This is a genomic window from Klebsiella sp. K5-204, from assembly GCF_030128585.1.
Taxonomy (GTDB): Bacteria; Pseudomonadota; Gammaproteobacteria; order Enterobacterales; family Enterobacteriaceae; genus Klebsiella; species Klebsiella quasipneumoniae.
Genome location: NZ_JAKUZS010000007.1, coordinates 125,022 through 137,533, shown reverse-complemented (window position 1 = coordinate 137,533; position 12,512 = coordinate 125,022). Strand labels below are relative to the sequence as shown.

Annotated in this window: 14 protein-coding genes, 7 tRNA genes, 1 other RNA gene and 1 pseudogene; 3 read left to right on the top strand and 20 right to left on the bottom strand. The window is 56.7% G+C overall.

The window, feature by feature from the left end; translation table 11 throughout:
- Positions 1 to 49 precede the first annotated feature (49 nt).
- Both MKR05_RS18830 and zitB read left to right on the top strand, forming a co-directional pair.
- Positions 50 to 439, top strand: coding sequence for a YbgS-like family protein (locus MKR05_RS18830; protein ID WP_023288881.1), 390 nt, complete (start codon positions 50 to 52; stop codon positions 437 to 439).
- A gap of 118 nt (positions 440 to 557) precedes the next feature.
- Entirely contained in the window at positions 558 to 1,502 is a 945-nt protein-coding gene (gene zitB, locus MKR05_RS18825) for a CDF family zinc transporter ZitB (protein ID WP_032455168.1), read from the top strand.
- Here zitB and pnuC read toward each other — a convergent pair.
- Entirely contained in the window at positions 1,499 to 2,218 is a 720-nt protein-coding gene (gene pnuC, locus MKR05_RS18820) for a nicotinamide riboside transporter PnuC (RefSeq protein ID WP_060589637.1), read from the bottom strand. The two genes, zitB and pnuC, sit on opposite strands and share 4 nt — an antisense overlap.
- A 35-nt stretch (positions 2,219 to 2,253) precedes the next feature.
- Positions 2,254 to 3,297, bottom strand: a complete 1,044-nt coding sequence (gene nadA, locus MKR05_RS18815; RefSeq protein ID WP_023288879.1) for a quinolinate synthase NadA — start codon at positions 3,295 to 3,297, stop codon at positions 2,254 to 2,256.
- A gap of 69 nt (positions 3,298 to 3,366) precedes the next feature.
- Between nadA and MKR05_RS18810 the strand changes: the two are divergent.
- A pseudogene (locus MKR05_RS18810) lies at positions 3,367 to 3,513 on the top strand (hypothetical protein); the annotation flags it as partial.
- 88 nt (positions 3,514 to 3,601) lie between these two features.
- On the opposite strand, the gene MKR05_RS18805 reads toward MKR05_RS18810, so the two are convergent.
- From MKR05_RS18805 to cydB, 18 genes are all read right to left on the bottom strand, one after another.
- Positions 3,602 to 3,735: non-coding RNA, RtT sRNA (locus MKR05_RS18805), on the bottom strand.
- Positions 3,736 to 3,759: 24 nt separating this feature from the next.
- Positions 3,760 to 3,835 (bottom strand) — tRNA-Lys (locus tag MKR05_RS18800).
- A gap of 133 nt (positions 3,836 to 3,968) precedes the next feature.
- Positions 3,969 to 4,044 (bottom strand) — tRNA-Lys (locus MKR05_RS18795).
- 146 nt (positions 4,045 to 4,190) lie between these two features.
- Positions 4,191 to 4,266 (bottom strand) — tRNA-Lys (locus tag MKR05_RS18790).
- 3 nt (positions 4,267 to 4,269) lie between these two features.
- A tRNA-Val gene (locus tag MKR05_RS18785) sits at positions 4,270 to 4,345 on the bottom strand.
- 52 nt (positions 4,346 to 4,397) lie between these two features.
- Positions 4,398 to 4,473: transfer RNA gene (locus tag MKR05_RS18780), tRNA-Lys, on the bottom strand.
- A 2-nt stretch (positions 4,474 to 4,475) separates the two neighbouring features.
- A tRNA-Val gene (locus MKR05_RS18775) sits at positions 4,476 to 4,551 on the bottom strand.
- Between the two features lie 125 nt (positions 4,552 to 4,676).
- A tRNA-Lys gene (locus MKR05_RS18770) sits at positions 4,677 to 4,752 on the bottom strand.
- A 161-nt stretch (positions 4,753 to 4,913) separates the two neighbouring features.
- Positions 4,914 to 5,711 (bottom strand): cell division protein CpoB, encoded by a 798-nt coding sequence (gene cpoB / locus MKR05_RS18765; RefSeq protein ID WP_064155123.1) that lies wholly within the window; start codon positions 5,709 to 5,711, stop codon positions 4,914 to 4,916.
- A 9-nt stretch (positions 5,712 to 5,720) separates the two neighbouring features.
- Complete coding sequence (gene pal, locus MKR05_RS18760; protein WP_002895068.1) at positions 5,721 to 6,245, bottom strand: peptidoglycan-associated lipoprotein Pal; 525 nt, start codon at positions 6,243 to 6,245, stop codon at positions 5,721 to 5,723.
- A gap of 34 nt (positions 6,246 to 6,279) precedes the next feature.
- The gene (gene tolB, locus MKR05_RS18755) at positions 6,280 to 7,572 is read right to left on the bottom strand and encodes a Tol-Pal system beta propeller repeat protein TolB (protein ID WP_023288877.1); all 1,293 of its coding nucleotides are present in this window, start codon (positions 7,570 to 7,572) and stop codon (positions 6,280 to 6,282) included.
- A 131-nt stretch (positions 7,573 to 7,703) separates the two neighbouring features.
- Entirely contained in the window at positions 7,704 to 9,044 is a 1,341-nt protein-coding gene (tolA, locus tag MKR05_RS18750; protein WP_004885996.1) for a cell envelope integrity protein TolA, read from the bottom strand.
- Positions 9,045 to 9,143: 99 nt separating this feature from the next.
- Positions 9,144 to 9,572: a colicin uptake protein TolR gene (gene tolR, locus MKR05_RS18745; RefSeq protein WP_002895061.1), complete on the bottom strand. Its 429-nt coding sequence runs from the start codon at positions 9,570 to 9,572 to the stop codon at positions 9,144 to 9,146.
- 3 nt (positions 9,573 to 9,575) lie between these two features.
- Positions 9,576 to 10,268: a Tol-Pal system protein TolQ gene (tolQ, locus tag MKR05_RS18740; protein ID WP_004152221.1), complete on the bottom strand. Its 693-nt coding sequence runs from the start codon at positions 10,266 to 10,268 to the stop codon at positions 9,576 to 9,578.
- A complete protein-coding gene (gene ybgC / locus MKR05_RS18735) occupies positions 10,265 to 10,669 on the bottom strand; it encodes a tol-pal system-associated acyl-CoA thioesterase (protein WP_002895056.1) in 405 nt (134 codons plus the stop codon). The genes tolQ and ybgC overlap by 4 nt, the downstream gene beginning before the upstream one ends.
- Before the next feature lie 149 nt (positions 10,670 to 10,818).
- Complete coding sequence (ybgE, locus tag MKR05_RS18730; RefSeq protein ID WP_008805691.1) at positions 10,819 to 11,103, bottom strand: cyd operon protein YbgE; 285 nt, start codon at positions 11,101 to 11,103, stop codon at positions 10,819 to 10,821.
- Positions 11,104 to 11,233: 130 nt separating this feature from the next.
- Positions 11,234 to 11,347: a cytochrome bd-I oxidase subunit CydX gene (gene cydX, locus MKR05_RS18725; RefSeq protein ID WP_004100325.1), complete on the bottom strand. Its 114-nt coding sequence runs from the start codon at positions 11,345 to 11,347 to the stop codon at positions 11,234 to 11,236.
- A gap of 15 nt (positions 11,348 to 11,362) precedes the next feature.
- Positions 11,363 to 12,502 (bottom strand): cytochrome d ubiquinol oxidase subunit II, encoded by a 1,140-nt coding sequence (gene cydB, locus MKR05_RS18720; protein ID WP_004885993.1) that lies wholly within the window; start codon positions 12,500 to 12,502, stop codon positions 11,363 to 11,365.
- Positions 12,503 to 12,512: the final 10 nt, after the last annotated feature.

Sequence of the window (12,512 nt, the reverse complement as noted above, 5' to 3'; positions counted from 1 at the left end):
TTACCGCTGGAGGCGTGGTTACCGCTTCCCGACCCAACAGGAGTATCCGATGAACATGAAAAAACTGACGACCCTTTTGCTCACCGCCACCTTAGGTCTTGCCAGCGGCGCGGCCCTGGCGGCAGATGCCGGCGCCCAGTCCAACAATGGCCAGGCCAACTCTTCCGCTGATGCCGGTCAGGTGGCGCCGGACGCCCGTGAAAACGTGGCGCCGAATAACGTCGATAATAGCCAAATCAATTCTGGCTCTGGCACTGGCACTGGCGGCACCATGCTTCATCCTGACGGCTCGACGATGAGCCAGGACAATATGTCGAGCGATGAGGTCCATAAAAACTCGATGTGTAAAGACGGCCGCTGTCCGGACACCGGTAAGAAGCTGGACAACGGCGACAGCATGAACCATGACAACAGCAAAACCGACGGCACAACCCAATAATTGATGCGGTGAGTGCAAACAGAGAAAAGGCGAGCCGGGCTCGCCTTTTCTCTGTTTGTTATCGTTCTCTGTTTATGATGTCATAGCGTGATAATGATAACTATCAAGGGACGACACTATGGCGCACTCGCATTCGCACTCCCCTGCCCAGGCTCCGGATAACGGCAACGCCCGCCGGCTGCTCTGGGCGTTCATCGTCACCGCCGGTTTTATGCTGGTAGAAGCCATCGGCGGCGCGATCTCCGGCTCGTTGGCCCTGCTGGCGGATGCCGGCCATATGCTCACCGACTCCGCCGCCCTGCTGTTTGCGCTGCTGGCGGTTCGCTTCGCCAGCCGTCCCCCGAATGCCCGCCATACCTTTGGCTGGTTGCGTTTGACCACCCTGGCTGCGTTTCTCAATGCCATTGCTCTGGTGGTGATCACCATGCTGATTGTCTGGGAGGCCATTCAGCGCTTCCAGCACCCGCAGCCGGTTGCCGGCGTGACGATGATGGTGATTGCGGTCGCTGGCCTGCTGGCCAACGTGCTGGCTTTCTGGATCCTGCATCGTGGCAGCGAAGAGCGGAACCTCAACGTGCGCGCCGCGGCGCTACACGTGCTCGGCGATCTGCTGGGCTCGGTTGGCGCGATTGTGGCCGCCGTGGTGATCCTCACCACCGGCTGGACACCTGTCGACCCGATCCTTTCCGTGCTGGTTTCCTGCCTGGTGTTACGTAGCGCCTGGCGTCTGCTGAAGGAGAGTCTGAATGAGCTGCTGGAAGGCGCGCCGCGTTCGCTGGATGTGACGGCCCTGCAGCGGGATATCCGCCGCTCTATCCCGGAGGTGCGCGATGTTCACCACGTCCACGTCTGGCTGGTGGGGGAAAAACCGGTGATGACGCTGCATGTGCAGGTTGTGCCGCCGCACGATCATGATGCGTTACTCAACCGCATCCTGCATTTCCTGGAACATAAATATGAAATTGAGCATGCCACGGTGCAGATGGAGTACCAGCCCTGCAGCGGCCCGGAGTGCCATCTCAACACGATGCACGCCGGGCACGATCATCACCACCACCATTAGCCAGAAAACGCGTGAGAACCTCGCTCACGCGCGCTGTTTATCCACATCCGGCTGCCGTTCAGCGCAATGAACGTCAGCAAGAGATATTCCAGCGACATCGCATAGACGCCCTGACGGGCAAAAATCACCACGCTGATGACGTTGACGATGACCCACAGCAGCCAGTTTTCAACGTATTTGCGGGTCATTAAGATCATCGCCACTACCGACAGCACCGTCATACAGGAGTCCCAGAACGGGAAGGCGTCCGGCTGCAGTTCCGGCATAGTGACCTGCAAACCGAGCACTTGCATCAGGCTGACCGCGATCCGCGTCAGGAAAGCAAAAAAAGGATTGATAAACAGGGTCAGCAAGCCGATCGCCACCACGCAGGCCGCCAGCCAGCCCAGGGCTTTACTGCGCGGTAGCCAGCGGATCTGCAGCTCAGCCTCATGGTTGCTGCTTTGCCGCGACCAGGCATACCAGCCGTAAACGTTAGCGGCAAAGAAGAACAGCTGCAGCAACAGGCTGGCGTACAGCTGGATCTGAAAGAAGATGATGGCGAACAGCGTGACGTTGACCAGACCGAAGGCATAGTTACTGATCTTCTCCAGGCTCGCCAGCCAGATGCACAACAGCCCGGCGATGGTCCCCACGGCCTCTATCCAGGAGAGATCGTACCCCCCGGCGCCGATGGGTATATGTACTAAAATATTCTGCGTGCTAAAAAAATCCATTTTATCCTCTCAGCGCCAGATGACGCGGTAATAGGTTATCCCCGTAGTGTAGCCGCAAAATCCAGCATCCGGTTAAGGGGAATTAATGCGCCAGTCCGCAGCGCTTCGTCGACGTGGATTTCATGTTCAGCGCCGCCCTGCTCGAGACCCTCGGCAATGGCTTTCAGGCCGTTCATCGCCATCCACGGACAATGCGCGCAGCTGCGGCAGGTCGCCCCTTCACCGGCGGTGGGCGCTTCCAGCAGCGTTTTCTCCGGCACCGCCTGCTGCATTTTATAAAAGATACCGCGATCGGTCGCCACGATCAGCTGGCGCTGGGGCAGGCTTTTCGCCGCCGCGATCAGCTGGCTGGTGGAGCCTACGGCATCGGCCATCTCGACGATCGCCTGCGGCGACTCGGGATGGACCAGCACAGCGGCTTCGGGATGCAGAGCCTTCATCCGCATCAACGCCTGGGTTTTAAACTCGTCGTGCACGATGCACGCCCCCTGCCAGCAGAGCACATCTGCGCCGGTCTGACGCTGAACGTAACGGCCAAGATGGCGGTCCGGCGCCCAGAGGATTTTTTGACCAAGGCTATCCAGGTGGTCAATGAGTTCCACGGCGATGCTGGAGGTCACCACCCAGTCGGCGCGAGCCTTCACCGCGGCAGACGTATTGGCATAGACCACCACGGTGCGGTCAGGATGAGCGTCGCAAAAGGCGTTGAACTCCTCAATCGGACAGCCCAGATCCAGGGAACACTCGGCGTTCAGGGTCGGCATCAGAATGGTCTTTTCCGGGCTGAGGATTTTGGCGGTTTCCCCCATAAAACGCACCCCGGCGACCAGCAGCGTAGAGGCCGAATGGCGGGCGCCAAAGCGCGCCATCTCCAGCGAGTCGGCAATACAGCCGCCGGTCTCTTCCGCCAGCTGCTGAATTTCAGGATCGGTGTAGTAATGCGCCACCATCACGGCATCGCGCTCGCGCAGCAGACGCTTGATTTTTTCGCGGTAAAACTGCTTTTCATCGACGGTCAGCGGCTGCGGTTTCGGTGGGAAGGGATAAATCGCCGTTTCAGGATCAAACATTACGCTCATCATGCAATCTCGTTTTACTGGCTTAACTCTAAGACCGTCAGTATGGCCTGCCCGCGCCATGATACGGTCATGGTGTTTTATATGCTAAACAAGATAGCCGATTACGCGCCAAAAGTCGTGATGAATTTTGTACATCAGCGCCTGTTCCAGGGGACGATGCTGCGCAGGTGTCCGGACTACCGGTTCGCGCCCTGTGCAGGCGTGGTAAGCGCAGCGCGACCGTGGGAAAGCGCTGAATACAATATTGTGGCAATTGATGGGCTGGCAGATAGCAAAAAGGCGCCTTTAGGGCGCCTTTTTACATTGGTGGGTCGTGCAGGATGACTCGGCTTCGCCTCGCCCTTCGGGCCGTCGCCGCAAGCGGCTCCGTTGTCTCACTGCGTTCGACCCGAACCTGCTGCAGGTTCGAATCGTTAAGTTCCGCGGATAGCAAAAAGGCGCCTTTAGGGCGCCTTTTTACATTGGTGGGTCGTGCAGGATTCGAACCTGCGACCAATTGATTAAAAGTCAACTGCTCTACCAACTGAGCTAACGACCCCTTGCGGGATTTTGCTACTGTCACCATTCAGGATGGTGGGTCGTGCAGGATGACTCGGCTTCGCCTCGCCCTTCGGGCCGTCGCTGTCGCAACGTTATCCTTCACGTTTCTACCAGTTACCATCATTAAAGATTGGTGGGTCGTGCAGGATTCGAACCTGCGACCAATTGATTAAAAGTCAACTGCTCTACCAACTGAGCTAACGACCCGCTCTGGTACTACCTGAATAATTTCACTCGACACCAATATTGGAATTGGTGGGTCGTGCAGGATGACTCGGCTTCGCCTCGCCCTACGGGCCGTTGCTGACGCAACGTTATCCTTCACGTTCAACATCTGAGTTAAATGCTGAAATTGGTGGGTCGTGCAGGATTCGAACCTGCGACCAATTGATTAAAAGTCAACTGCTCTACCAACTGAGCTAACGACCCGAGTGGTGGGTGATGACGGGATCGAACCGCCGACCCCCTCCTTGTAAGGGAGGTGCTCTCCCAGCTGAGCTAATCACCCGATATTACGCTGGATACTGCTGATACTGCCTCCACCGACCCCATCATTAAAATGGTGGGTCGTGCAGGATTCGAACCTGCGACCAATTGATTAAAAGTCAACTGCTCTACCAACTGAGCTAACGACCCGGTGGTGGGTGATGACGGGATCGAACCGCCGACCCCCTCCTTGTAAGGGAGGTGCTCTCCCAGCTGAGCTAATCACCCGATACTACGCTGGATACTGCTAATTGGTGGGTCGTGCAGGATGACTCGGCTTCGCCTCGCCCTATGGGCCGTTGCTGTCGCAACGTTATCCTTCACGTTTTACTATCGCGTTCCACCATAACGATTGGTGGGTCGTGCAGGATTCGAACCTGCGACCAATTGATTAAAAGTCAACTGCTCTACCAACTGAGCTAACGACCCACTCTGGCGTCGCTTTGGGCTTGTTTGATATCCCTTGGCAACGGCGGCATATATTACTGATTTCAGAATTCAGCGCAACTAAAATTTCGATAAAGATCACTTAACTGCTGGCGATTCAGGCGACAAGACCAGAAATAACGCGATTTCTGGTCATGCCGTAATCAACCAAGAGCATTAAGTCGTTTTTGCGCTTGTTTCGCACCGTCGGTGCCGGGGAATTTGTTGATCACCTGCTGGTAAACCGCTTTCGCTTTCGCGGTATCACCTTTGTCCTGCATGATCACGCCGACCTTAAACATGGCGTCCGGCGCTTTTGGCGATTTCGGGTAGTTCTTCACCACCGAGGCGAAGTAAAACGCCGCATCGTCTTTTTTCCCCTTATTGTAGTTCAACTGTCCGAGCCAATAGTTGGCGTTCGGCTGATAAGTTGAATCCGGGTACTTTTTAACGAAGTTCTGAAACGCCGCCATGGCGTCATCCTGGCGTGAAGCATCCTTCACCAGGGCAATAGCCGCATTGTAATCGGTGTTCGCATCGCCGGTCATCGCCGGAGCGCCTGACGTGGCCGCTGGCGCTGCGCTGGCGGTAGCCGCGCTCTGATCGCCGGAAGACGACGACGCCTGGGCGCCCGCCGCCGCTGCGCCACCTCCGCTCGTCAGCCCGTCAATCTGCAGCAGAATCTGCTTCTGACGCTCAACGATCTGATTCAGCTGATACTGGTTCTCCTGGATCTGACCACGGAGAGAATCAATGTCAGTCTGGTTATCAGAGAGTTGTTGCTGGAGTTGGGTTAAAAGCTGGCTGTGAGCATTGGAAATACGCTCGAGTTGAGTGACACGGTCTTCGACCGAGCCTGAGCCGACACTACTGATTGGCGCCTGAGCAAAAGCGGCCCAGGGGGCCGCTATGCCAACCAGTAACGACAGACTCAATAAATGATGTCTGAAGTTACTGCTCATGCAATTCTCTTAGTAAACCAGTACGGCGCGACGGTTTTTGGCATATGCCGCTTCGTCATGACCCAGTACTGCTGGTTTTTCTTTACCGTAAGAAACGATGGAGATCTGATCGGCAGAAACACCTTTGCCCTGCAGATACATCTTAACGGCGTTAGCACGACGCTCACCCAGCGCGATGTTGTATTCCGGGGTACCGCGCTCATCCGCGTGACCTTCTACAGTCACTTTGTAGGACGGGTTGCTGCGCAGGAAGTTAGCGTGCGCGTCCAGCATTGCAGCGAAGTCAGAACGGATATCGTACTTGTCCAGATCGAAGTAAACGATGTTGTTCTGCTGCAGCTGCTGCATCTGCAGACGAGCTTGCTCTTCAGAAGACATGTTGCCGCCGTTACCGTTAGCGTCCATACCAGTGCCGGCACCCAGCATGCCTTCACCGCTCTGGTCGTTGCTGGCGTTCTTGTTAGAAGAACATGCCGCGATTGCCATAACCGGCAGAGCGATCATCAGCCCTTTCAGCACTTTGTTCAGTTGCATTTCTTTGATTCCTTTAATAATCAATTATTTATTATCACAGATACGGCGACCAGGCAGGCGATTTTACCTGTCCATCAGTTGCCGGAAGACGCGCTTTGAAACGCCCATCTGTAGAAACCAGATTCAGCACGGATCCCATCCCCTGAGAAGAGCTGTAGATTACCATAGTGCCGTTAGGTGCCAGACTTGGCGTTTCGTCTAAAAACGTTGATGACAGAACCTGTACACCACCCGCTTCCAGATCTTGTTTGGCAATGTGCTGCTGGCCGCCGGCCGAGCTGACCATTACCATCGTTTTACCATCCGCGCTCACGTCAGCGTCCTGGTTCTGCGAACCTTCCCAGGTGATACGCTGCGGCGTGCCGCCATTAATATTGACTTTATACACCTGCGGACGACCGGCCTGGTCAGAGGTAAAGGCCAGGTTCTGGCTGTCCGGGAACCAGCTTGGTTCGGTGTTGTTGCTGCGACCGTTGGTCACCTGACGAATCTGACCCGAGCCCAGATCCATCACGTACAGGTTCAGGCTACCGGTTTTCGACAGCGCGAAGGCCAGTTTAGAACCATCCGGCGAGAACGCCGGCGCGCCGTTGTGCTGCGGGAAGGAGGCAATCTGACGCACAGCGCCGTTCGCCAGGGTCTGCACCACCAGCGCAGAGCGACCGCTCTCGAAGGTGACGTAAGCCAGTTTTGAACCGTCCGGTGACCAGGCCGGGGACATCAGCGGCTGGGAGGAGCGGTGAACCACAAACTGGTTGTAGCCATCATAATCGGAAACGCGCAGCTCATACGGGAACTGACCGCCATTGGTCTGCACCACGTAGGCGATACGAGTCCGGAAGGCGCCTTTAATACCGGTCAGCTTTTCAAATACCGCGTCGCTGGCAGTGTGCGCGGCATAGCGCAGGTACTGTTTAGTGACTTTGAAAGAGCCTTGCGCCAGCGTTGTGCCCGGCGCACCGCCGGTATCCACCAGCTGATACGCTACCTGGTAAGAACCATCCGGGTTTGACGTCACCTGACCGACGACCACGGCGTCAATGCCCAGCGCAGACCAGGCAGCAGGCTGCACTTCCTGGGCACTGGTCGGCTGCTGCGGCAGACGCGAGCGATCCAGCGGGTTGAATTTACCGCTGTTGCGCAGGTCAGCCGCCACGATACCGCCAACATCTTCCGGCGCAGCGCCCTGGCCGGCCCACTGGAACGGTACCACGCCGATGGGGCGCGCCGAGTCCACCCCCTGGGTGATCTCGATACGTACTTCTGCGTGCAGCACCGCCGCCCACAGCATTAAAAAACCAAATGCTACTCGTAATGCCTGCTTCATCATATCTCCCTTATCCGGGCGGAAAGCCCACGATAATTTAGCAGAATGTTAACAAACTCAAATACACAAAACTACCAAAACCCATGACCGCCCTATTTTCTTTCCCCCCGCTGACGCGGGGGAAAAAGCGCTTAAGGTTTGAAGTCCAGTGGCGCATTTTTGAACGTTTCATAAACAGCCTGCGACGGCGGTTTAGGGAATTTGCTCATCCGACTGGTGGCCGCCAGCATTTGCTGGCAGAACGCCGGATCGCCGCCTTCCGATTTCACACTCAACAACGTTCCATCCTGAGCCAGGTTTACGCGCAACGTACATACTTTACCCTTGTACGTATCCCAGTCATAGAGATGTCCTTTAATCGCGGCCTGCACCTGCGAAATATAGCTGGCAATCTCCGCCTGAGACGCACCGCCCTGCCCCGGTTTACTTCCTTTAGCAGGTGAAGAGCCACCTGTGCTACCGCTGGTGCTACCTTTCGGCGCATTCTTACCTGAACTCAGATCGCCGAGCAGGTCGTCCACGCCGTCCGCTTCTTTCGCAGCAGCCGCTTTCTTCGCTGCCGCGGCTTTTGCTGCTGCCGCTTTGGCCGCTTTATCGGCCGCTGCCTTCTCAGCAGCAGCCGCTTTGGCTGCTGCGGCTTTTTCAGCTGCGGCGGCTTTCTCGGCGGCGGCCTTCTCCGCGGCCGCTTTTTGCGCGGCGGCCTTCTCAGCGGCTTTTTCAGCGGCTTTTTCTGCTGCCGCTTTTTCAGCCGCGGCCTGCTTAGCCGCTTCCTGCTGGGCCTTCTTCTCCGCTTCCTGTTGCGCTTTCTTCGCCGCTGCCGCTTCCGCTTTCTTCTGCGCCTCTGCCGCGGCTTTCGCCGCTTCGGCTTCCGCCTGTTTCTTCGCATCGGCCGCCGCTTTCGCGGCGGCGGCTTCGGCCTGTTTCTTCGCGTCAGCCGCCGCTTTCGCTGCCGCCAGTTCAGCCGCTTTCGCCTGGGCATCCGCCTTCGCTTTCGCCTCGGCGGCCGCTTTGGCCGCCGCTTCCTGCGCTTCTTTGGCCTGCGCATCCGCTTTGGCTTTCGCCGCCGCGGCAGCCTTGGCAGCGGCTTCCTCAGCCTGCTTCTGTTGTTCCTTCGCTTCTTTCGCCGCTTCCTGCGCCTGCAGCCGCTCCTGTTCGAGCTGTTTCAGCCGTTCCTGTTCCGCCGCCTGCTTCTCACGTAACTCTTCCGCCTGCTGCTGCGCCTGTTTTTCACGCTGTTCAGCGGCGCGACGTGCGCTGGCCTGCTGCTGTTGCTGACGGTTATAATTGTTTACCACCGCCCCCGGATCGACCATGACGGCATCAATCGACGATCCCCCGCCGCCGCCGGCAGAGGCATCCAGATGCTCGTCAAACGAACTCCATATCAGCAGCGCGATCAGTATGATGTGCAGCGCGACTGAAATGATGATCGCTCGTTTAAGCTTGTCGTTTTGTTCGGTTGCCTTTGACACTATCGGTTCCCAAAAACTGTTCGCCTGTACCCGCGATGCGCACCGACGGCGAGCGATACTCGCCGCCGAACGCCGTGCGGACGCACCTACCTGAAGCGATTAAATAGGTTTGGTCATCAAGCCGACCGATTTAACCCCTGCGCTATGCAACAGGTTCAGCGCTTTAATAATTTCATCGTAAGGGACGTCTTTCGCACCGCCGATCAGGAATACCGTTTTCTCATTGGCTTCAAGACGACGCTTCGCTTCGGCAATCACCTGCTCCGGCGGCAGCTGGGACAGCGTCTCCTGCCCCACTTTCACGCTGTACTGCCCTACCCCGGAGACTTCCACAATCACCGGCGGATCGTCATTGCTTTTCACCGCTTGCGATTCCGTGGCGTCCGGCAGATCGACTTCCACGCTCTGCGTAATGATCGGCGCCGTTGCCATAAAGATCAGCAACAGCACCAGCAGGACATCCAGCAGCGGAACGATGTTGATCTCGGACTTCAGTTCGCGACGTCCGCGTCCACGTGCTCTGGCCATGGCTTACCCCTTATTGCTTTCGCTGGTGGTAAAGGCCTGACGGTGCAGAATAGCGGTGAACTCTTCCATAAAGTTGTCGTAATTCAGTTCAAGCTTGTTCACCCGCTGGTTCAGGCGGTTGTACGCCATCACCGCCGGGATAGCGGCGAACAGACCGATCGCGGTGGCGATCAGCGCTTCGGCGATACCCGGCGCCACCATCTGCAGGGTGGCCTGCTTCACCGCGCCAAGGGCGATAAAGGCGTGCATGATCCCCCAGACGGTGCCGAACAGACCGATATACGGGCTGATGGAGCCTACGGTGCCGAGGAACGGAATATGGGTCTCCAGCGTTTCCAGCTCGCGGTTCATCGAAATACGCATCGCGCGCGATGCCCCTTCGACGATCGCCTCCGGCGCATGGCTGTTGGCCCGATGCAAGCGCGCAAACTCTTTGAAGCCGCTGTAGAAGATCTGCTCCGAACCGGTCAGATTATCGCGACGCCCCTGGCTCTCCTGATACAAACGGGACAGTTCAATCCCGGACCAGAATTTGTCCTCGAACGCTTCAGCTTCGCGCGCGGCCGAGTTAAGGATACGCGTTCTCTGAATAATGATAGCCCAGGAAGCGATAGAAAAACCAATCAAAATCAACATGATAAGTTTAACCAGAAGGCTCGCCTTCAGGAACAAATCAAGGATATTCATGTCAGTCACTGCTTAAACTCCGCGACAATAGACTTGGGAAGCGCACGTGGCTTCATTAAGAGTGGATCAACGCACACAATGAGAACCTCAGCTTCGTTTAACACTGTATTCTCGGCGTTGACGATTCGCTGCGTAAAAACCAAAGAGGTGCCGCGCATCGAGGTAATTTCCGTCTGGACTTCGAGCATGTCGTCGAGTCTGGCGGGGGCAAAATACTCCAGCGTCATTTTGCGAACCACGAAGGCAACGCGTTCAGCCAACAGAACCTGTTGACTAAAGTGATGGTGGCGCAGCATCTCTGTGCGTGCTCTTTCATAAAAAGCGACGTAACTGGCGTGGTAAACCACACCACCGGCGTCGGTATCTTCGTAGTAGACCCGAACCGGCCATCGAAACAGCGTTGTATTCACTTTACATCCCGGTAATGCAAAAAAAGGTTAGAGCTTTCAAACTTCGCTACTATACGCGCGGGAAAGGTGGTTTGGAATGGGGGAAAGTAAACGGGGAGTAAATTTTTATGGGCTTATGCAAGCCCATAGCATTAACAGAGATCTCTTATTCAAAAGAAGAAAAAGAAGAGACCTAAAGCGAGCACGATATCAGCGATAAGCGGACAAAAAATCCCCTGCCAGTGAACGGCACGCGGGCGGAAGCCCACGCCGTGAATTACGCCGCTGCAAACCGCCCACATCAGCAAGAAACCGTGCCAGATTTCCAGCTCGCTGGTCTTCGCGGCAAAGCGCGACGGATCCCAGAAAATGCAGCCTGCCAGCAGCAGCGCCATCAACAAGGAAAGCGCCCTTAACGGGCGCTTGTCCATTATCGCATACATATACTTTATCATTCACGTCGCCTCTTTGTTGGCTCCGTCTGCTTACCCCAGTCACTTACCGGTGTAAGCTCCTGGGGATTCACAGACTTGCCGCCTCGATGCAACCCGAATGATTTCGTATATCGCATCACGATAATACTCATCAGTGTTCTTCTTTACCTGCTTTGGTGGCTTCCACGTGCTCAAGCGCCAGCGCGGTAATCACCCCAAAGGCACAGGCAAGAAGCGTTCCCAAAATCCATGCGAAGTACCACATATATAGCTCCTTACCTTAGTACAGCGAGTGGGTGTTCTTTTCGATGTCTTCACGGGTGATGCGGCCAAACATCTTCCAGTAACACCAGCTGGTGTAGCCCAGAATGATCGGCACGAAGACAATCGCCACGTAGGTCATCAGGTTCAGCGTCCGCTGGCTGGAGGTCGCGTCCCACATCGTCAGGCTGGCGTTCAGCATGGTGCTGGACGGCATGATGAACGGAAACATCGCGATACCGGCAGTCAGAATGATGCAGGCCAGGGTCAGCGAGGAGAACAGGAATGCCCAGGCGCCTTTATCCGCTTTGGTCGAAACGACGGTCAGCAGCGGCAGCACCACGCCCAGGGCAGGGATCGCCCACAGCGCTGGCATATTGTTAAAGTTCACCATCCACGCGCCCGCTTCACGCACCACTTCTTTGGTCAGCGGGTTAGACGGGCCGGTATGGTCAATCACCGATTTCACCACATAGCCGTCGATGCCGTAGTAGACCCACACGCCCGCCAGCGCGAAGCAGACCAGCGTCACCAGCGCCGCCACCGTGGAGACGGTGCGGGTGCGCAGATGCAGTTCGCCTACGGTACGCATCTGCAGGTAGGTCGCGCCCTGGGTGAGGATCATCGCCACGCTGACGATACCGGCCAGCAGACCAAACGGGTTCAGCAGCTGGAAGAAGTTACCGGTATAGAACAGACGCAGGTATTCGTCGACATGGAACGGCACGCCCTGCAGCAGGTTGCCGAAGGCCACGCCAATCACCAGCGGCGGCACGAAGCTGCCGATGAAGATGCCCCAGTCCCACATGTTGCGCCAGCGGGTGTCCTCGATCTTGGAACGGTAGTCGAAACCGACCGGACGGAAGAACAACGAGGCCAGCACCAGAATCATCGCCACATAGAAACCGGAGAACGCCGCGGCGTAGACCATCGGCCAGGCAGCGAACAGCGCGCCGCCGGCGGTGATCAGCCACACCTGGTTACCGTCCCAGTGCGGGGCGATGGCGTTGATCATAATCCGACGCTCGGTGTCGTTACGGCCGAGGAAGCGGGTGAGCATGCCCACCCCCATGTCGAACCCGTCGGCGACGGCGAAGCCAATCAGCAGGATGCCAATCAGCAGCCACCAGATAAAACGCAATACTTCATAATCGATCATTTGACGACTC

Coding starts and splice junctions, on each gene's coding strand:
- pnuC (WP_060589637.1), bottom strand. CDS start 2,218: ATGGATTTTTTTAGCACGCAGAATATTTTAGTACATATACCCATCGGC.
- zitB (WP_032455168.1), top strand. CDS start 558: ATGGCGCACTCGCATTCGCACTCCCCTGCCCAGGCTCCGGATAACGGC.
- cydB (WP_004885993.1), bottom strand. CDS start 12,502: ATGATCGATTATGAAGTATTGCGTTTTATCTGGTGGCTGCTGATTGGC.
- MKR05_RS18830 (WP_023288881.1), top strand. CDS start 50: ATGAACATGAAAAAACTGACGACCCTTTTGCTCACCGCCACCTTAGGT.
- pal (WP_002895068.1), bottom strand. CDS start 6,245: ATGCAACTGAACAAAGTGCTGAAAGGGCTGATGATCGCTCTGCCGGTT.
- tolR (WP_002895061.1), bottom strand. CDS start 9,572: ATGGCCAGAGCACGTGGACGCGGACGTCGCGAACTGAAGTCCGAGATC.
- tolB (WP_023288877.1), bottom strand. CDS start 7,572: ATGAAGCAGGCATTACGAGTAGCATTTGGTTTTTTAATGCTGTGGGCG.
- cydX (WP_004100325.1), bottom strand. CDS start 11,347: ATGTGGTACTTCGCATGGATTTTGGGAACGCTTCTTGCCTGTGCCTTT.
- cpoB (WP_064155123.1), bottom strand. CDS start 5,711: ATGAGCAGTAACTTCAGACATCATTTATTGAGTCTGTCGTTACTGGTT.
- nadA (WP_023288879.1), bottom strand. CDS start 3,297: ATGAGCGTAATGTTTGATCCTGAAACGGCGATTTATCCCTTCCCACCG.
- ybgE (WP_008805691.1), bottom strand. CDS start 11,103: ATGATAAAGTATATGTATGCGATAATGGACAAGCGCCCGTTAAGGGCG.